The organism is Thermobifida fusca NBRC 14071 = JCM 3263, assembly GCF_001592045.1.
Classification (GTDB): Bacteria; Actinomycetota; Actinomycetes; order Streptosporangiales; family Streptosporangiaceae; genus Thermobifida; species Thermobifida fusca.
Genome location: NZ_BCWB01000025.1, coordinates 64,791 through 83,627, shown reverse-complemented (window position 1 = coordinate 83,627; position 18,837 = coordinate 64,791). Strand labels below are relative to the sequence as shown.

Sequence of the window (18,837 nt, the reverse complement as noted above, 5' to 3'; positions counted from 1 at the left end):
GTGTCGGAGTTTCGTGATGATCTTGGGACATGCCGCGCGGTCACTCAGAGAGCATGGCACGATCAGAAGTGTGACGCTACAAGACTCTGCTTTTCTCCGGGCCTGCCGCAGGCAGCCCGTCCCGCACACCCCGGTATGGTTCATGCGCCAGGCCGGACGCTCCCTGCCGGAGTACCGGAAGCTCCGCGAAGGCGTGCCCATGCTGGAAGCCTGCGCCCGGCCGGACATGATCGTCGAGATCACCTTGCAGCCGGTGCGCCGGTACAACGTCGACGCCGCGATCTTCTTCAGCGACATCATGGTCCCGCTCAAGGCCATCGGCGTCGACCTCGACATCAAACCCGGCGTCGGCCCGGTCGTCGCCGAGCCGATCCGCGACCTTGCCGCCACTCGGCGGCTGCGTGGCCTCGAACCCGACGACGTGCCGTACGTAACCGAGGCGATCCGCGAACTGGTGCGGGAACTCGGCAGCCGTCCACTCATCGGGTTTGCCGGAGGGCCGTTCACGCTCGCCTCCTACCTGATTGAAGGCGGGCCCTCCCGGCACCACGAGCACACCAAGGCCTTGATGTACGGCGCGCCCGAGGTATGGACTGAACTGATGCGGCGGCTGTCCGCCATCACCTTGGAATTCCTGCGGGTGCAGATCGCCGCGGGGGCCAGCGCCGTGCAGCTGTTCGACTCCTGGGTGGGAGCGCTCAGCGCGGAGGACTACCGGGCCAACGTCCTGCCCTACTCCTCGTGGATCTTCGCCCAGCTCGCCGAGTTCGACGTGCCCCGCATCCACTTCGGGGTCGGCACCGGCGAGCTGCTGGGATTGCTCAGCGAGGCCGGTGCCGACGTGGTGGGCGTGGACTGGCGGGTGCCGCTCGACCAGGCAGCGCGACGGGTCCGTCCCCACACCGCACTCCAGGGGAACCTCGACCCGGCGGTGCTGTTCGCCCCGTGGAGCGTGGTCGCGGAACGCACCGACGACGTCTTGGCCCGCGCCAAGGCCGCCGAAGGCCACGTGTTCAACCTCGGCCACGGAGTGCTTCCCACCACCGACCCGGCAGTCCTAGAGCGGCTGGTGGAGTACGTCCACACGCAGACCGCGAACTGAGACCACGAAGAAGCCCAGTGCGTGCCCGTCCGAAACGGCCGGACGGGCACGGGGCTAGTCCCGGTCTTGGCCAGGGGCGGCTGGATCCTGTTCCTGGGCTGCGGAAGGCTCATGGGTAACCGGTGTGTCCGTGCCCGTACCTGCTGCGGTGTCTTCCTTGCGTCGGGAGCGCCGACGGCGCAGCCACACCACGGGCACGGCGGCCGCCGCAGCCACCACGGTGAACGGCAGCAGCCAGCCGATGACCACGACGACCACGTCCACCACGGTCAGCAGAGCGCGCCAGCCCGCAGCAAGACCCCCGACGAAGCCGGGGGAGTCGCCGTCGTCCACGGGGACCGCTGAAGAGGGCAGCCTCAACTCCACGTCCACCGTGGCATACGAGGTCTGATCGGCCAGGACCCGCTGCCGCGCCTGCATGGCCTCCAACTCGGCTTGGCGGGAGCTGATCTGCTCCTCGATCTCCAGAATGTCGCTGATCGTGTCCGCCTCGTCCAGCAGCTCCTGCAACCGCGCCACGGACTTTTCCGCGGAAGCCACCCGACTGTCGACGTCAGCGACCTCTTCGGTGACGTCCGTGACGCTCCGCTCCAGACTCTGCCGGGTCCCCAGCGCGGCGAACGCGTTGAGCGCCTCCTCATAGGAGTCGACCGGCACCCGCAGGCTCAGCCGTACTTGCGGGTTGCGTCCGGACGCCGCATTCGCCGTCTCGGAGGCGACGTACCCGCCGGCCTGCCGGACCCACTCTTTGACTTCCGCGGCAGCCTCGTCGACATCCTCGACGAGGAGGCTCATGGACGCGGAGTGGACCACCATCCGCTGGTCGGGGAGCACGAGCAGGCCGTCCGTGTCCGCCGGAAGCGCTTCCGGAGCGGCGTCGGCGGGCTCTGCGACAGCGGGGACTTCACCGGCCGAGTCCCCGGCCAGGTTGGAGGAGGCACACCCTGCCAGGAGCAGGGCGGCAAACAGCGTGACGATCGATGCGGCACCCCTGCGGCGCTGCCGCGGCCGGGGGGACACGTTGGTGCTCATGGCTGGTGTGACGACCCCCACAGCCCCGGAGGTTCCTGGTCATCTGGTCACATAACGGTCACGGGGTAGCCGCTTGGAAACGGGGGGTGGTGCAAGGCTTCTAAAAGTATCTGGGAAGCTGGCGGCATGGACACCACACCACACACCGTGGTGGTCGGTGGCGGCGTGTCCGGTCTGGCCGTCGCACACCGGCTCGCCCGCAGCGGACACCGCGTCACCGTGCTGGAAGCCGCGGCACGGCCCGGCGGCAAACTCGCGGTGGAGAAAGTCGCAGGGGTCTCCGCCGACGTCGGCGCGGAAGCAGTCCTGGCCCGCCGTCCCGAGGCGCTCTCCCTCATTGACGAACTCGGTCTCACCGAGCGGGTCACCCACCCAGGAACCGTGACCTCGCAGATCTACAGTCGCGGCAAGCTCCGGGACTTCCCGGAAGGCCATGTCATGGGAGTGCCCAGCGACTTCGCGGCCCTAGCCCGCAGCGGGGTGCTCTCCCCGCTCGGCGTGCTGCGCGCCGCCCGCGACCTCGTCTGGCCCGCCACCCCCGTCAAGGCGGACGTCCCGGTCGCCACCTACATCGGGATCCGGATGGGCCGCGAAACCGTCGACCGTCTCGTGGAACCGCTCTTGGGCGGTGTCTACGCGGGCCGCGCCGACCAACTGTCCCTGGACGCCACCCTGCCGCAGCTCGCCTCGGCCGCCCGCACCCAGCGGTCCCTGGCAGCGATCGCACGCGACACACACTCCCGGACCGCCCGCCCGACCGCAGAGCCACCGCCTCCGCTCTTCGCCACCTTGCGCGGCGGCCTGGCCACCCTGATCGACGCCCTTGCCGCACAGCCAGGCGTCACCGTCCGGACCGCCACCCCGGCCCGGGACCTGCGCCGCACCGAGCAGGGGTGGCAACTGGCCGTGGGCGACCCGCCTGCCGAAACGGTCGATGCCGACGCGGTCGTGCTGGCCTGCCCCGCGCCGGAGGCGGCACGCCTGCTGCGCACGATCGCCCCGAGCGCCGCAGTGGAACTGGGCGGTGTCCGCTACGCGAGCATGGCCGTGGTCACCCTCGCCTACCCGCTCTCCGCGTTCCCCGCCCCGCCTACCGCCAGCGGATTCCTGGTGCCCAGCGTGGAAGGCCGCACCATCAAAGCGGTGACCTTCAGCAGTGTGAAGTGGCCGTGGCTCGCCGCGGAGCTGCGCGACGCCAACCCGGGGGAAGAGATTGTGCTGCTGCGCTGCTCGCTCGGCCGGTTCGGCGACGACGCAGTCGTGGACTACGACGACGACACGCTGGTGGCCCGGGCCACCAGCGACCTTGCAGACCTGTGCGGGGTGTCCGGACCGCCAGTGGACAGCCACGTCACCCGCTGGAACGCCGGACTCCCCCAGTACACGGTGGGCCACCGCGATCGGGTCGCCCGGATCCGGTCGGCCCTGGACGGTATCGACGGGCTCGCCGTGTGCGGCGCCGTCTACAACGGCGTGGGTATCCCCGCGTGCCTCAGCAGTGCTGAAGAGGCCGCGCGCCGTATCACTCACACAACCGGAGGACAAAGGAGTCACAGGTGAGTACGGAAACCACCACTCCCGACGTTGAGGAACTCAACAAGCTGATCCGCTACACCATGTGGTCGGTGTTCCGGGTCGGCGACATCACCGCGCTGGACCGCGCCGCTGCCGGAGACGAACTGACCGGCTTGCTGGACGCGGCCGCGGAGAAAGGCACTGCCACCCGGGGCGTCTACGACGTGCAGGGCTTCCGCGCCGACGCCGACGTCATGTTCTGGTGGATCGCGGACACCCCGGAACAGCTCCAGACGATCTACGCCGACTTCCGCCGCACCGCCTTGGGCCGGGCCAGCACCCCGGTGTGGTCGGCGATCGGCATCCACCGTCCGGCGGAGTTCAACCGGGGCCACGTCCCCGCCTTCCTGGCCGGGGAGGAACCGCGCGAATACCTGTGCGTCTATCCCTTCGTGCGGTCCTACGAGTGGTACCTGCTGCCGGAAGAGGAGCGCCGTCAGATGCTCGCCGAGCACGGCCGGATGGCCGCACCCTTCCCGGACGTGCGCGCGAACACCGTGTCCACTTTCGGGCTGAGCGACTACGAGTGGCTGCTCGGCTTCGAAGCCAACGAACTGCACCGCATCGTTGACCTGGTGCGGGCGCTGCGTGCCGCCCAAGCCCGCCGGCACACCCGCCTGGAGATCCCGTTCTTCACGGGCAAGCGCAAGAGCGTCGCGGAACTGGTGGAGGCCCTGCCCTAGTCGAGGCGGCCGTCCCGCCCCGTTCCTGGCTGTGCGGCGCCTCCGCCTTCGAGGCGGAGACGCCGCACCCCAGAAACCGTCCGGTCAGGGGCGCCGCCGCAGCGACATCGGTGCCAAGACCAGCACGAGCAGCATCAACAGCGCGCTGGAGTAGAGCAGCAGGAGCCCGCCAGGAGCGTCCATCGCCCACGCCACCAGGCATCCCGCGCCTCCCACGAGAGACGCCACAACGGTGTAGGCCGACCGGCCGCGGGGCTTGGGGTAGCGGATCGAACTGACCATCAGCCAGGCCACCACGAGGATCGCGAGGCTCCCCACGTACACCGGCGGGTGCAGCAGCACGATGACGATCACCGTCATCGCACCGAACGGGCTGGGCAGGCCGGTGAAGTGGCGGTCCCCGGGAGACTGGCAGGAGAACCGGGCCAACCGGACCACGACCGCCAGCAGGACTGCCGCCGCGACCACAAGCACCAGCACCGAACCAGCGGAGTGGGTGAAAGCACCCCAGGTGACCACGAAGAACGCCGGGGCGAACCCGAAGCTGATCACGTCGGCCAGGTTGTCGAGCTCGGCGCCCATTGCGCTGCCGCCGAGCCGGCGCGCCACCCTCCCGTCGAACAGGTCGAAGGCTGCCGCACCCAGCAGCAGGATGATGGGCATCGTGACCGCTTCGCGGGGCAGCGGTCCCAGGGCACCGGACGCGGTGTGCGCGAGCTGTGCGGTGACGAGCTGGCAGACCGCCATGAACCCGCACAGCGCATTGCCGAGTGTGAGACAGTCGGCTACGGAGAGGCGCGGTTCCGTCCGAACCGCCGTATCCGGTGGTGCGGTCACCGGATTAGTCGCGGTCGAGGCGGGTTTCGCCGGCGCGGACCTTCTGTCCGACCTCCACCGCAGGCGCAATGCCTGGGGGGAGGTAGACGTCGACTCGAGAACCGAAGCGGATGAGACCGATTCTCTCGCCCTGCTCGACCTTCGCACCGACCGGGTGATACGGGACGATGCGGCGGACCATCGCCCCAGCGATCTGGATGACCGTGACTTCGCCCACTTCGGTGTCGAAGGTCCAGATGACGCGTTCATTACGTTCGCTGTCCTTGTCGAAGGCCGGGAGGAAGCCGCCGGGACGGTGTTCGACCCCGGTGACCACACCGGCGATCGGAGCCCGGTTCACGTGAACGTTCAGGGGGTTCATGAACACCGCGATCCGGGTCCTGCCATCGGGCAGTGGATCGACGCTCTGGACGACACCGTCGGCGGCGGAGAGAAAGCGACCACTCGCGGGGCCACGGTCGGGGTCACGGAAAAACCAGGCCATCCCCGCCGCCAGGGCTACTACGGGGACTGCGAGCGCCTTGCGCGTTCGCGAACCCCGGCTCGTAAGTACGGCCAGACCCGCGGCAGTGAAGGCGGGAAGCAGCCAGGGGGCGGAGCCGCGAGCCATCCGCGGAACCAGCCGTCGTGGTCCGGCTGGATGACGCTTGGGGGTCATAGGGGAGAACCTTCGTCAGAGATGTTCCACAGGGGTAAGGGGAGGGGTGACATGAAGAAGGATGCTATTCCACTGTGTCCTCTGCTTCCAACGTCAAAGCGATGGAGTTGATGCAGTAACGGGCATCGGTAGGGGTGGGATAACCCTCCCCGTAGAAGACATGTCCCAGGTGGGAGCCGCATCGGGCACAGCGGACCTCGGTGCGCACCATGCCGTGGGAGAGATCCTCGTGCAGGGTCACCGCGGAACTGTCTACAGGATCATAGAAGCTCGGCCACCCGCACTGGGCGTCGAATTTGTGTTCGGAACGGAAGAGTTCCGCCCCGCAGGCCCGGCAGCGGTAGACGCCCTGGGCTGTCGTCGACACGTATTCGCCGCTCCACGGTGGTTCTGTGGCACCGAGGCGGAGTACGGCAAACGCTTCAGGGTCGAGGATCGCCCGCCATTCTTCTTCGGATCGCTGGACCGGTGGATTCTGTTCGCTCATGGGTAATGACGCTACCCCTTCCCAGGATTCTTTACCGGTTTCCACCTCTGAGGAACGTAAAGGGATTTCTAGAGCTTCATGTCCCTTTTCTTCATATGTGGGAGGTTCTTGGTCGGGGGTGGTCGGGTAGCGGCCCGCCGAACGAGAGTACGGAGGTGGGCATGTCCGTCGCACACCGGCAAGCGGTGGGCCGCCGCCGCTCGCCTGCCAAGGGAGCACGTATCCGGCAGCGCGCCGCACATCCCAGGCGGGCCAAGAACCGCGGGGCCGCGCCCCGGAAGCGGAGCATCAAGGCGTGGCTGACGTCGCTGGACTGGACACACCGGTACCCGATGTCCGATGGCCGCCTGATGCTCATCCTGATGGCGTTCAGCGTCGTGGCTGTGGCTGCGGCACTGCTGACCGCTGAAGCCCTCGCTGCGTGGGCCAGCACCTCCGGGGATCTGATCCCCGCGCTGCTGAGCGCAGTCCTCGTCAGCGCGCTCTTCGCCGTGGCACTGGTTCCCGTGCGAGGAGAGCTGCGTCGGCGCCGCGGAAGACGCAGCACCGCAGAGTGAGAACGGACGGGACGGGCCGGAGCCGTCCTCTCCAGCCCGCCCTGTCGCGGTCCGCGCGCTATCCGGTCAGACGCTGCGGCGGGCAAGACGGATCCCGGGTTTTCCGCTGCCTTCCAGCCGCCGCGCAGGTTCAGGAGGGCAGGGCTTTCGTCACCCCCTTGAGCACCAGGAACGACCGGTCGATCACGGTGACGTCGCTGCCGGCGGGCAAGTAGGGGCGGCCGGCCACCTCAGGGTCGGCCGTGTCGACCACCGTCTCCCACGCCGCGCTGTAGCTGGGACCGGGCAGGGTGAACTGCACGTCGTTGATCCCCGCGTTGAGCAGGAGGAGGAACGAGTCGTCGCGGATCCGGCGGCCCATCCGGTCCGGCTCGGTGATCGCGTCGCCGTTGAGGAACACGCCGAGGGCGCGCCACCCCCGCCCCCAGTCGGCATCCTCCATGAGCGTGCCGTCCGGGCGCAGCCAGGCGATGTCGCGCTGCTTGCCCCGCCCGGGGAGGGCCCCCTGGAAGAAGCGGCGACGCCGGAACACCGGGTGCTCCCGGCGCAGCCGGGACAGGGTGCGCACAAAGTCGAGCAGGTCGGCGTTGCGGCGGGCGAGCTCCCAGTCCACCCAGGAGATGGGGTTGTCCTGGCAGTAGGCGTTGTTGTTGCCGTGTTGGGTACGGCCGATCTCGTCGCCGTGGGAGAGCATGGGCACGCCTTGGCTGAGCATGAGCGTGGTCAGCATGTTGCGCATCTGGCGGCGGCGCAGCGTGGCGATGGCAGGGTCGGTGGTGGGGCCTTCCGTGCCGTGGTTCCACGAGCGGTTGTCGTCGGTGCCGTCCCGGTTGTCCTCCCCGTTGGCTTCGTTGTGTTTGCGGTCGTAGGAGACGAGGTCGGCCAAGGTGAAGCCGTCGTGGCAGGTGACGAAGTTGATGGAAGCCACGGGGCGGCGCCCGTCGGCCTGGTAGAGGTCGGAGGAGCCGGAGATGCGGGAGGCGAGCTCCGGCAGTACGGGGTAGCCCCGCCAGAAGTCGCGGACAGTGTCGCGGTATTTCCCGTTCCACTCGGTCCACAGGGGCGGGAAGTTACCGACCTGGTAGCCGCCGGGGCCCACGTCCCACGGTTCGGCAATGAGCTTGACCTGGGAGATGACCGGGTCCTGCTGGACAATGTCGAAGAATGTGCTGAGCCGGTCCACGTCGTGGAACTCCCGGGCGAGGGCGGCGGCGAGGTCAAAGCGGAAACCGTCGACGTGCATGTCGAGCACCCAGTAGCGCAGCGAGTCCATGATGAGCTGCAGCGAGTGCGGGTGGCGCACGTTGAGGCTGTTGCCGCAGCCGGTGTAGTCCAGGTAGTAGCGCGGATTGTCTTCCCGCACCCGGTAGTAGGCGAGGTTGTCGATGCCGCGCAGGGACAGGGCGGGGCCCATGTGGTCGCCTTCCGCGGTGTGGTTGTACACCACGTCGAGGATGACTTCGATCCCCGCCTGGTGGAGGGCCTTGACCATGGTTTTGAACTCCTGGACTTGATGGCCCCGGGTCCCGGTGGCGGCGTATCCGCTGTGCGGCGCGAAGAACGCCAGGGTGTTGTAGCCCCAATAGTTGGTGAGCCCTCGGGCGACCAGGGCGTGCTCCGGCAGGAAGTGGTGGATCGGCATGAGCTCCACCGCGGTGACGCCCAGGGAGAGAAGGTGCTCGATGATGGCGGGGTGCGCCATTCCGGCGTAGGTGCCGCGGAGCGGCGGCGGCACGTCGGGGTGGCGGATGGTCATCCCGCGGACGTGGGCCTCGTAGATGACCGTCTCGTGGTAGGGGATGTTGGGGTGCTGTTCGGCCCCCCAGTCGAAGAACGGGCTGACGACGACGCAGGTGGGGACGTAGGGGGCGCTGTCGTGGTTGTTGACCCGGCCAGGGTCGGCAAAGTGGTAGTCGAAGAGGGACTCGTGCCAGTGAATCTGCCCGTCGATGGCCTTGGCGTAGGGGTCGACGAGGAGCTTGTTGGGGTTGCAGCGGAGGCCACGTTCCGGATCGTAAGGTCCGTGGACGCGGTATCCGTACCGCTGTCCGGGACCCACCGTCGGCAGGTAGCCGTGCCAGACGTGGCCGTCCTGTTCGGTGAGCGGAACCCGAGTCTCCGCCCCGTCGTCGTCGAACAGGCAGAGTTCTACCCCGGTCGCGACTTCGGAGAAAAGCGAGAAGTTGGTTCCGGACCCGTCGTAGGTCGCCCCGAGCGGATACGCGTGACCAGGCCAGACTTCCACCATGGGCATCGGCGCCCTTCTGCGCTGTGTGGACTCGGACAGAAGCGTTGTTCCGCTCTCGCGGAGGTCTATGCCTTGACTGGGCGTCGGCACCCCCTTTCGTCCTGTGGGGACTCGTGTGGGTCCTAGTACCCTCAGGCGTGCCACATCATCGGAAATATCCGCGAACAGGAGCGAGCCCTGGCAGCGCAGTCCGGTGGCGCTGGGCTGCGCCGTTGAGGCTGGACACCGCCCCGTGAGGCAGCAGAAGCTGTCCGAAGCCGCACCACGTCCGGGAACGCGAGCAGCAGCCCCGCTATGAGCCGGAAACAGAAGCGGGGCACCCGGTGCTGCACACCCGGATGCCCCGAGAGGAGATGCTGCTACGGGGCGGCTGATTCGGACACGGGTGCGGCGCGGAGCGCTTCGTCGTAACGGTGCAGCACCACCGCAGCGAGCTCCGGGCAGTCCCCGAGAGGAGCGGAGACGATCTGTGCCCCCGCAGCCGTGCAGTGGGTCCGTACCCGGTCCGCGAAGAAGCCTTCCGCCAGCAGGTAGCTGGCGACTGCTACGCGCTGGGCGCCCGCCGTGCGCAGCTCCTCCACCGCTTCGGCGAGGGACGGGCGGGCCGCGGACGCGAACGCGGTCCGCACCTCACGCCACGGACCGCGGGCAGCCAGGTCGCGAGCTGCCGCGGCGACCACGGCGTTGGCGTGCGGGTCGCTCGACCCGGCAGCGGCCAGCACCACCGCCGTGTCTGGGTTGGCTGTGGCCCCCGCCTCCGCGAGACGCCGTTCGAGCGCATCCAACAGGAGAGGGTGCGGGCCGAGGGTGGTGGCGTAGCGGATCCGGAGCCACGGAGAGTCGGCACGCACCCGCTCCAGGACGCGGGGCAAGTCCACTTTGCTGTGGTAGGCGGCCGTCAACAGGGTCGGCAGCACCACGACTTCCCCCGCTCCTTCCGCGGCGAGCGCAGCCAAAACCTCGTCTGGCGGGGGAGTAACGTGGTCGAGATAGCTCACCCGCACGTCCAGGTCCGGACGCTGGTGCCGCACCCGGGCGAAGAGCGCTTCCACGGTGGCTGCCGCCCGCGGGTCAGCGCTGCCGTGGGCGACCGCGACAAGCGGGATCCCGGCCGGGGCGCTGTTCAACTGTGGAGACCGCATTCGACTTTCCCTGTTCCCGCCCAGCGACCGCTGCGGGGGTCGGCGCCTTCCGGCACCCGCTGAGTGCACGGCGCACACCCGATCGAGGGGTAGCCGTCGTCCTGCAGCGGGTTGACGAGCACCCCGTGCTCAGCGATGTAGGAGTCCACCTGCTCTTGGGTCCAGCGGGCGATCGGATTGACTTTGATCTTCTTCTTGCGGGCGTCCCACTGCACGACCCCCACGGTGCGGCGGGTCACCGCCTCGTCGCGGCGCAGCCCGGTCAGCCAGGCGTCGTAGGACTGCAACGCCCGCTGCAGCGGCTCTACTTTGCGCAGGTAGCAGCAGAGGTCGGGGTTGCGGGCGTACAGCCGGGGACCGAGGTCGCGATCCTGTTCCGCTACGGTCCGGCTGGGGGTGACCGTGATCAGGTTGATCGGGTAGGTCTGCGCGACCGCGTCGCGGGTCCCCAGCGTCTCCGGGAAGTGGTAGCCGGTGTCCAGGAAGATCACGTCGATGCCCGGGACTACTTTCGAGACCAGGTCCACCATGACGGCGTCCGCCATCGACGCGGTCAGGCACAGCCGGTCGCCGAACGTGTCGGCGGCCCACTGGATGATCTCGGTGGCGCTGGCTTCTTCCAGGCGGGCGGCAGCCTCAGCGGCGAACGCCGCGCCGTCGGCCGTGATGTTCAACGCTGCTCCTCCCCGGTCGGCGTCGTAGTGGAAGGGGGGAACGCCGCGGCGTGGAGCCCGACGAAGGAGAGGCGGAAGACTCGGGCGCACGAGCCGCAGACCCACGGATAGCCTTGGCCCCGGGTGCCGTCGCCCTCGTGCGGCCGGAGGTCTTCGTCCCCGCAGTAGGGGCAGTAGAAGGGGACAGCGCGCTCACTCACCGGCGTTCCCTTTCCGTGGCGTGGCTTCGCTGAGCGCTCATTTCAAGTCCGCCTCGTCTGCGCGTGCCACCCATTCCGCGAAGGTCTCTTCGGCCTGCCGCTGCTCCGCGAACCGGCGCACTACCCGTTCGATGTAGTCGGGGAGTTCCGCGGCGGTCGTCTTCAGCCCGCGCACCTTGCGGCCGAACCCGGCTTGCAGGCCCAGTCCTCCGCCCAAGTGGATTTGGAAGCCTTCCACCTGGTTGCCGTGGGCGTCGGTGACGAGCTGGCCTTTCAACCCGATGTCCGCGATCTGGGTGCGGGCGCAGGCGTTCGGGCAGCCGTTGACGTTGATGGTGAGCGGTTCGGTGAAGTCGGGGAGGCGGCGCTCCAGCTCGTCGATGAGGGCCATCGCGCGGTTCTTGGTTTCGACGATGGCGAGCTTGCAGTATTCGATGCCGGTGCAGGCCATGGTCTGCCGGCGGAAGACGCTGGGGTTCACCTGGAGATCTTCGGCTTCGAGCGCGGCCACGACCGAGTCCAGCCGGTCTTCGGTGATGTCCAGGATCGCCAGCTTCTGGTCGGCGGTGGTACGCACCCGGTTCGAGCCGTGCGCTTCAGCGATGTCGGCGATCCGTCCCAGGATGGTGCCGCTGACCCGGCCCACCCGAGGGGCGAAGCCCACGAAGAAGCGGCCGTCCTTCTGCCGGTGGATGCCCACGTGGTCGCGGCGGGTGCCCGGGTCGAGGACCGGTTCGGGGCCGTCCGGCAGCGAGTAGCCGAGGTATTCCTTCTCCAGTACTTCGCGGAACTTCTGCGGACCCCAGTCTTTGATGAGGAACTTGATGCGGGCGCGGTGCCGGAGCCGGCGGTAGCCGTAGTCGCGGAACACGGAGCAGACGCCCGCCCACACTTCGCTGACCTGTTCGGGGCGGACGAACGCGCCGAGCCGCTGGGCGAACATCGGGTTCGTGGACAGGCCGCCGCCGACGAACAGGTCGTAACCGGGCGTACCGTCGGGTCCGATGACGCCGACGAAAGCCACGTCGTTGACCTCGTAGTTGGTGCAGTGCACGGCACACCCGTCGATCGCGGTCTTGAACTTGCGCGGCAGGTTGGAGAAGAGCGGGCTGCCGATGTGGTCGGCGACGATTTGGCGGAGCTGCGGGGTGGCGTCGATGATCTCGTCTTCGGCGATCCCGGCCAGCGGGCAGCCGAGCAGGCCGCGAGGGGTGTCGCCGCAGGCTTCGGTGGTGGTGAGCCCCACGCTTTCCAGCCGCTCCCAGATGGTGGGGACGTCCTCGATACGCACCCAGTGCATCTGGATGTTCTGCCGGTCGGTGATGTCGGCGGTGTCCCGGCCGTAGGCGGTGGATACTTCCGCGAGCACGCGGAGCTGCGCCACGTTGAGCTGTCCGCCGTCGGTGCGGACCCGCATCATGAAGTAGCGGTCGTCGAGCTCCTCGGGCTCCAGCACCGCTGTCTTACCGCCGTCGATCCCCGGGGCGCGCTGGGTGTAGAGTCCGTACCAGCGGAATCGTCCGCGCAGGTCGGCAGGGTCGATGGAATCGAAGCCCTGTTTGGAGTAGATGTCGATGATGCGCTTGCGGACGTTGAGCCCATCATCGTTCTTCTTGATCTCTTCGTTCTTGTTGAGCGGCTCGCGGTAGCCGAGAGCCCACTGCCCCTCGCCGCGGCGCGGGCGCGTCGTCTTCCTGGCGGGACGGCCGGTCGGTGTGGGTGCGGACGGCATGGGTGAAGTCCTCCGAGTCTATGTCGTCCACCGGGGCGCGGACCGTGACTCTGCGAGTCCGGTCAATCGCGTTCTGGGCGCGTCGCGGCCCGACACCCGTCCGACCGGGCTGTAATGCGGCACATAACAGCGGAGAGGAGGGGCAACGTCGGTGCGAGCACGCCCAGGGCGGAACTGGTGCTCAGCAACTAGGCGTTGAGGCGACGTTGCGACAGAGAGCGCTGCGGACCCGAAGGTAGTCCACGTGACGGCGCACGCAGAGCATGGGGTCGAGGGCAGCGATCATGGCAACGACCATGTCATGCCGTCAATGATTTGTCTACCCACTAAGTGGGAAAAGTTTCGTGAGTCGTATCACAGCGTCGAAGGCGGCTCCGAATTACGGTTCGTCAACGGAACAGCGAGGAAACCACGACGATCCCCGCAGGGCATACGGCAAAACGGACATTTCAGGGCTATGTTCGAAGGTGTGCGACCTCAATGGGCGAACCTCGAGCGGCTCCAGGAAGCGGTCAGAACCTGGCCTGACCGCCATCCCCGCTCCGGCGCCGCAGCCATGCTGGTCGCCCGCACGGTGCGGTCCGCGCTGCGAGTCCGCATCATCGGGTTGGCCGCCGAGTCCGCGTTCTTCTCCCTCCTGTCCCTGCCGTCCCTCCTCCTCGGCCTCGTCGGCACCCTGGGCCACCTCAGCTCGGTGCTCGGCCACCAGACAGTAGTGGAGATCCGCGCCTGGATGCTGGACCTGGCCGCCACCGTCCTGACCGCTGAAGCCGTGCAGACCACCGTCGAACCCCTTGTCGACGACTTTCTCGGTGGCGCCCACGGCGGGGTGCTCTCGCTCACCTTCCTCGTCTCACTCTGGTCCGGCTCCCGCGCCATGAGCGTGTTCATCGAGGCCATCACCATCGCCTACGGGCTGGAAGGCATGCGCGGCTACCTGCGCCGCCGCCTGCTCGCGTTCGTTGCCTACCTCGGGGCGCTGCTGTTCGCGCTGGTCGTGCTCCCGGCTGTGGTCGCGGGCCCGGACGCACTCCGCGCCCTGCTCCCCGCAGCCGACACCTACCTCCACCTGGGCTACTGGCCGCTGGTGGGACTGCTCAGCCTCGGCAGCATCGTGGCCCTCTACACCTTGAGCGTCCCGGTGCGCACCTCCCTGGTCCGCCAACTGCCGGGAGCGATCGCTGCCGTCCTCATCCTGCTCTGCGGCACCGTAGGGTTGCGGCTCTACCTGGAAGCCTCCTTCGGACAGGTGAACCTCTACGGTCCGCTCACCGCGCCCATCATCATCGTGATCTGGCTGTACCTGACCGCGCTCGCCGTGCTGGCCGGATCCTCCCTCAACGCCGAGATCGACGCCATGTGGCCGGTCGCGGAAACCGCGCGGGCCCGGGCCGAGCTCGCCGCCCGCCGCCAGGCCAGCGCGGTCCGCCTCGCAGAACGCCACGAGCAGGCCCTGCAGCGGATCGCCCAGGCGCGCGAGCAGGACACGAGGGTTGCTGAAAGCCGGGCGGGGAAAAACTCCGAAGTGCAGTCCTCCCCCCGGCCCGATCGCGCTGCCGCAGCCCGCCGGCGGCCTGCCCGCCCGCGCCGGCGCCGCCGCTGAGGCAGAGTAGATCGCGGTACCCCCTCGTAGTGATGACAGGAGACTGAGCTTCCATGCCCCCCACGCAGCGCCTCGGCAGAACGCGGATCGGGATCGCAGCGGCGGCCGCCGCAGTGCTCTTCACCACGGCCGGCTGCCAGTTCCTCGACGACGTACTCGCCGAACTGGAAGACGGGCTCGCCACACCGTCGCCAAGTGAGCCCTATGCCCCGCAAAGCGAAGACCCGGATGCGGCCGCGGCCTGGGAGCAGCTCGAGTCACTGCAGCTCGCGGAACCTGCTCCGCGCGGCGACTACCGGAGGGAAGAGTTCGGCCACGGCTGGATCGACACCGACAGCAACGGGTGTTCCACGCGCAACGACATCCTTGCCCGCGACCTCGACAATGTGCAGCTCGCCTCCGACGGCTGCAAAGTCCTCTCCGGTACGCTGCACGACCCGTACACCGGGAAGACCATCGAGTTCACCGCGGACGACCCGCGGGCCGTGCAGATCGACCACATCGTGCCGCTCTCCCTGGCCTGGCGGATGGGCGCCAGTGAATGGGACCGCGAGACCCGCATCGAGTTCGCCAACGACCCCGGCAACCTCCTGGCCTCTGACGGCCCGGCCAACCAGCAGAAAGGCGACGCCGGCCCCGGCGAATGGCAGCCCCACGAGGCATTCCAGTGCACCTACGCCATCCGCTACATCGACGTGCTCTACCGGTACGACCTCCCCGTCTCCCCAGAGGACTACCAAGGGCTCTCCGCCATGCTCGACACCTGCGCGTAAGCAGGTGCGGCCCGGGTAGTCCGGGGATCGGATCCCGTTTCTGCTGACCCCGCAGACGCGGTGTGCCTGCGTACCTGCGGGGTCACCCGTCTTCCGAGGTGCGGGGCCGGAGACTGGTGGCCAAGGCAGCGCCGATGAGCGCGGCGACAGGGAAGAGGGCCAGGCCGACCCGCAGCGAAGTCGCGTCCGCGACCAGGCCGACCAGCGGCGGGAACGCCAGGAAACCGAGCCGGGCCAGCCAGGCCACCATAGACACACCGGTCCCGCTGTGCACCCCGGGGATCTCGCCCGCAGCGGCCAGCGTCAACGGGAACAGGGTGGCCACACCCAACCCGCACAACCCGAAGCCCACCACGGTGGTCACCGGGGTGGGGAACAGCAGTGCCCCGCTCAACCCCACCGCGGACAGCAGCAGACCGGTCCGTGCCACCGCCACCGCCCCGAACGCATCGGTCAGCCGGTCCCCGGCCAGTCGCCCCGCGGTCATCGCCGCCTGGCAGGCGACGAACGGCAGCCCTGCGAGGAACGCTGTCGCCCCGATGCTGTCCCGCATGTAAACCGCACCCCAGGACGCTGCCGCGTCCTCCACCGCGGCTGCGAGCATGAGGAGGACACCGAGCGCCACCATCAGCCCCACTGCTCGCGCAGCCGGAAACCATCGGGCGCCGTCCCCGAGAGAGGCCGCGCTGCGTTCGGCGTGCTCCGGGCCGTCCAAGAGCAGCCGCGACGAGGCCACCACGAGTCCGGTGAGCATGCATGCGAGCCCGATGAGGAAGACCAGGAAAGGCAGCCGCAGTCCGACCGCGGCTGCGCCCAGCAGGCCGCCCGCGACCGCCGCCACACTCCACACCGCGTGGAAGGTGTTGATAATGCTGCGCCCGTAGCGGCGCTGTACCCGCAGCCCGTGAGCGTTCATCGCCGCATCGCACCACGTGTCCACGCAGCCGATGACGAACAGGATGGCCACCAGCACCCCCCATTGGGGTGCCAGCGCGATCACCGGCAGCAGCCACGTGGACACCAGCGCGCAGACCACCGCGGTACGGCCGCTGCCCCACCGGGAGATGAACGGTCCGGCGAGCATACCGGTCAGCAGCGCACCCAGCGGCATGGCAGCGATCGCGGTGCCCAGAGCCGTATTGGACAGCTCAAGCTGGTTTTTGATCTCGGGGAGCCACGGCACTACAGAGGGATAGCCGAGCCCGTTGCTCGCGAACAGCCCGGCAACCCCCCAGCGGGCCCGCCGCGCTGCCGGGTCAGGCGCCGCGGAATTCAGCCGATGACCGGACAACAAACCTCCTCAGAGCGCGGCGGTTGCGGAGAATCATCCGCAAAACAGGATCACGGTGGCGATCCGGGGTGATCCTAGGGCCAATCAGGGCAGTGGCGTAACTCCCCGCGGCGAGCAGGTCCCTGTCGGCAGGGGGAAGCCGGAGCACCGCGCCCGCACCCCGGCAGACAGCGCGACGTGCAGCCGCGCAGCAAGTCAACGGTTCTTTACCTTTTGACCAGGCAAAACAACAGGAGTAGCAGGGTTGGTCGACGGCATGGAACGGGTAGGGCAGTATCACCCTGCTTACCTGAGAAGTCTGCGGTGGTCACCGTGAGTCCACTACCCGTATCCCTGCCTTTCCCCGATCGGACCGTCGCCGGACACTGGCTGGCGGAGCGCGTACGCGACGTCACCGGAGCCACCCCCGTCGTCATCGCCCTGCCGAGAGGCGGGGTGACGGTGGGCGCCGAGGTCGCCCGCGTCCTGCACGCCCCGCTCGATGTGGCCGTGGTCAACCGGATCAGCCTGCCGGACCGGCCCGACGTGGACCTAGGCGCGGTCGACGAAGACGGACACGTCTGCTACGACGACACTGCCCTGGCCCGGCTGCGGATCCCCCGCAACCGGCTCTCCGACGTCGTCGCGGAAGCCCGGGACAAGATCACCCACAGCCGCGAAATGTACCGGGGGGCCCGGACACTGCCGCGGCTGACCGACCGGGACGTCATCGTCGTCGACGACGGCGCCACCACCGGCAGCACCGCCCGCGCAGCGCTGCGTATGGTGCGCCGACACCGTCCCGCGCGGCTGGTGCTCGCCCTGCCCGTCGCCTCGACCGAGGCGGTGGAACGCCTCCAGGAGGAGGCCGACCGCGTCGTCGCGCTCGCCGTCCCCGAGACCTTCCACTCGCTGGACCGGTGGTACCGGGATTTCTCCGAAGTCGACGAGGGACAGGTCGCTGCCCTGCTCGCCGAGCACCGCGACCTGGGAGAGAGCGGGGATTCCCGGTATCCGGCGCGCTTTTCGGCGGGCGGGGTCGAACTCGAAGGGGAGCTCATCGTCCCCTCGGTGGTGCGCGGCACCGTGGTCATGGCCTCGGGGCACGGCCGGCTCGTCCCGCACAACCAGGCGATCGGGACGGTGCTGCGCGCCGCGGGGTATGCGACTCTGCTGCTCGACCTGCTCACTCCCACGGAAGCGAGCCCGGAAGCCGACGAGTTGGCCCCGGCAGTGCTGGGGGAGCGCCTGGCGGCCGGGGTGCGCTGGATCCGCCGCACCCCTGTGGTGGCCAGTGCGCCGATCGCGCTGCTCGGCGCCGGGCAGGCCGCGCCGGGAGCGTTGGATGCGGCTGCCCGGCTCCCCGGAGAGGTGGGGGCGGTCGTCACCCACGGGGGCCGCGTCGACCTGGCCGGCGAAGCCCTCACCCAGGTGCGCGCGCCCACCCTGGTCCTCGTGCAGGGATCCGACTCTTTTGTTCGGGAGCTCGCCGAGTGGACGCTGGGCCGGATGACCGGGCCGACCGCGGTCGAGATCGTGGCGGGAGCCGAACAGCTGCTGCACCAGCCGGAAGAGTGGCGCAGGGTTGGGGTGCGCGCTGCCGAGTGGTTCGATCGGATTCTGTGATGAAAATCGCGAAAAATGGGAATAAAGATGGGTAAGAAACACACCGTGGCGCCCTCGACGTGCTTGTCGGGGCGCCACGGTGAATGACCCTGATGGTCGGGCGATCAATCAGTGTGGGAGAATCGGTGAGAAATTACTCCCGGCCGGGGCGGCAGAATCAGGCTGCGTTAGCGCGACGCATCCGGCGCCGACGCTCGGACGCGCGCTCGTCCTCGTTGAGTCCACCCCAGGTTCCGTACTTCTCGGGACGCGAGATCGCGTAGTCGAGACATTCCGTACGGACAGGGCAGTGAGCGCAGATCTCCTTGGCCTTGCGCTCACGAATCTCCCGTTCCGGCTGACGCTCGCCGTCGGGACCGAAGAAGAGCACAAGGTCCTCGCCCCGGCACGCGGCGGCATCCTGCCACCCCCAGCTCGGGCGGGGGCGCAGCGTGGCCTGCCGACGTACCTGAGACATGGTTGAACCACCTCTACATAAAATCGCAGTAAGCTGTGTGCAAGCTGATGAACAAATTGGATAAAGCCGCGTAAGCGACCCGGCACAGCAATAACGCTGAGCTCTGCTCTGGTGTTCCCGTGAGGTTGAGAGCACGTAGGCGCAGATTTGCCGAACCGGCGGGTGCTCACGCACGAGGCTG

18 protein-coding genes are annotated in these 18,837 nt (G+C 68.6%); 7 read left to right on the top strand and 11 right to left on the bottom strand.

From position 1 onward, the window contains the following. Positions 1-142 precede the first annotated feature (142 nt). Positions 143-1,102 (top strand): uroporphyrinogen decarboxylase, encoded by a 960-nt coding sequence (gene hemE / locus TF1_RS05805; protein ID WP_016188885.1) that lies wholly within the window; start codon positions 143-145, stop codon positions 1,100-1,102. Between the two features lie 54 nt (positions 1,103-1,156). Here the strand turns inward: hemE and TF1_RS05800 are convergent, their stop codons facing one another. Continuing rightward, positions 1,157-2,134, bottom strand: coding sequence for a DUF4349 domain-containing protein (locus tag TF1_RS05800; protein ID WP_061783718.1), 978 nt, complete (start codon positions 2,132-2,134; stop codon positions 1,157-1,159). Between the two features lie 126 nt (positions 2,135-2,260). Between TF1_RS05800 and hemG the strand changes: the two genes are divergently transcribed. Beyond that, positions 2,261-3,694 (top strand): protoporphyrinogen oxidase, encoded by a 1,434-nt coding sequence (gene hemG, locus TF1_RS05795; protein ID WP_011292321.1) that lies wholly within the window; start codon positions 2,261-2,263, stop codon positions 3,692-3,694. Between the two features lie 56 nt (positions 3,695-3,750). Further along, positions 3,751-4,392: a hydrogen peroxide-dependent heme synthase gene (gene hemQ, locus TF1_RS05790; RefSeq protein ID WP_227481042.1), complete on the top strand. Its 642-nt coding sequence runs from the start codon at positions 3,751-3,753 to the stop codon at positions 4,390-4,392. Positions 4,393-4,476: 84 nt separating this feature from the next. Here hemQ and pssA read toward each other — a convergent pair whose 3' ends face one another. The 3 genes from pssA to msrB all read right to left on the bottom strand — a co-directional run bounded on the left by pssA (position 4,477) and on the right by msrB (position 6,374). Further along, a complete protein-coding gene (gene pssA, locus TF1_RS05785) occupies positions 4,477-5,229 on the bottom strand; it encodes a CDP-diacylglycerol--serine O-phosphatidyltransferase (protein ID WP_081430420.1) in 753 nt (250 codons plus the stop codon). Positions 5,230-5,233: 4 nt separating this feature from the next. Next, the gene (locus TF1_RS05780; protein ID WP_011292318.1) at positions 5,234-5,887 is read right to left on the bottom strand and encodes a phosphatidylserine decarboxylase; all 654 of its coding nucleotides are present in this window, start codon (positions 5,885-5,887) and stop codon (positions 5,234-5,236) included. Positions 5,888-5,951: 64 nt separating this feature from the next. After that, a complete protein-coding gene (msrB, locus tag TF1_RS05775) occupies positions 5,952-6,374 on the bottom strand; it encodes a peptide-methionine (R)-S-oxide reductase MsrB (protein WP_011292317.1) in 423 nt (140 codons plus the stop codon). 161 nt (positions 6,375-6,535) lie between these two features. Here msrB and TF1_RS05770 point away from each other — a divergent pair, with 161 nt between their 5' ends. After that, the gene (locus TF1_RS05770) at positions 6,536-6,931 is read left to right on the top strand and encodes a hypothetical protein (protein ID WP_016188881.1); all 396 of its coding nucleotides are present in this window, start codon (positions 6,536-6,538) and stop codon (positions 6,929-6,931) included. A gap of 130 nt (positions 6,932-7,061) precedes the next feature. Here TF1_RS05770 and glgX read toward each other — a convergent pair whose 3' ends face one another. The 5 genes from glgX to TF1_RS05745 all read right to left on the bottom strand — a co-directional run bounded on the left by glgX (position 7,062) and on the right by TF1_RS05745 (position 12,927). After that, the gene (gene glgX / locus TF1_RS05765) at positions 7,062-9,179 is read right to left on the bottom strand and encodes a glycogen debranching protein GlgX (RefSeq protein WP_173668163.1); all 2,118 of its coding nucleotides are present in this window, start codon (positions 9,177-9,179) and stop codon (positions 7,062-7,064) included. Between the two features lie 359 nt (positions 9,180-9,538). Further along, positions 9,539-10,321 (bottom strand): sirohydrochlorin chelatase, encoded by a 783-nt coding sequence (locus TF1_RS05760; RefSeq protein WP_061783717.1) that lies wholly within the window; start codon positions 10,319-10,321, stop codon positions 9,539-9,541. Then, entirely contained in the window at positions 10,303-10,995 is a 693-nt protein-coding gene (locus TF1_RS05755; RefSeq protein ID WP_016188878.1) for a phosphoadenylyl-sulfate reductase, read from the bottom strand. Before TF1_RS05755 ends, TF1_RS05760 begins: the two co-directional genes overlap by 19 nt. After that, positions 10,992-11,195, bottom strand: coding sequence for a hypothetical protein (locus TF1_RS05750; RefSeq protein WP_016188877.1), 204 nt, complete (start codon positions 11,193-11,195; stop codon positions 10,992-10,994). The genes TF1_RS05755 and TF1_RS05750 overlap by 4 nt, the downstream gene beginning before the upstream one ends. 37 nt (positions 11,196-11,232) lie before the next feature. Further along, positions 11,233-12,927: a nitrite/sulfite reductase gene (locus TF1_RS05745; RefSeq protein WP_011292312.1), complete on the bottom strand. Its 1,695-nt coding sequence runs from the start codon at positions 12,925-12,927 to the stop codon at positions 11,233-11,235. Between the two features lie 469 nt (positions 12,928-13,396). On the opposite strand from TF1_RS05745, the gene TF1_RS05740 reads away from it, so the two are divergent. Together TF1_RS05740 and TF1_RS05735 are read left to right on the top strand one after the other, a co-directional pair. Continuing rightward, positions 13,397-14,530, top strand: coding sequence for a YihY/virulence factor BrkB family protein (locus tag TF1_RS05740; protein ID WP_255266147.1), 1,134 nt, complete (start codon positions 13,397-13,399; stop codon positions 14,528-14,530). A 53-nt stretch (positions 14,531-14,583) separates the two neighbouring features. Beyond that, entirely contained in the window at positions 14,584-15,303 is a 720-nt protein-coding gene (locus TF1_RS05735) for an HNH endonuclease family protein (RefSeq protein WP_011292310.1), read from the top strand. Between the two features lie 82 nt (positions 15,304-15,385). Here the strand turns inward: TF1_RS05735 and TF1_RS05730 are convergent, their stop codons facing one another. Beyond that, entirely contained in the window at positions 15,386-16,597 is a 1,212-nt protein-coding gene (locus TF1_RS05730; RefSeq protein WP_011292309.1) for an MFS transporter, read from the bottom strand. 309 nt (positions 16,598-16,906) lie between these two features. Here TF1_RS05730 and TF1_RS05725 point away from each other — a divergent pair, with 309 nt between their 5' ends. Beyond that, entirely contained in the window at positions 16,907-18,199 is a 1,293-nt protein-coding gene (locus TF1_RS05725; protein ID WP_061783722.1) for a phosphoribosyltransferase family protein, read from the top strand. A gap of 157 nt (positions 18,200-18,356) precedes the next feature. Here the strand turns inward: TF1_RS05725 and TF1_RS05720 are convergent, their stop codons facing one another. Then, positions 18,357-18,656 (bottom strand): WhiB family transcriptional regulator, encoded by a 300-nt coding sequence (locus TF1_RS05720; protein WP_011292307.1) that lies wholly within the window; start codon positions 18,654-18,656, stop codon positions 18,357-18,359. Positions 18,657-18,837 lie beyond the last annotated feature (181 nt).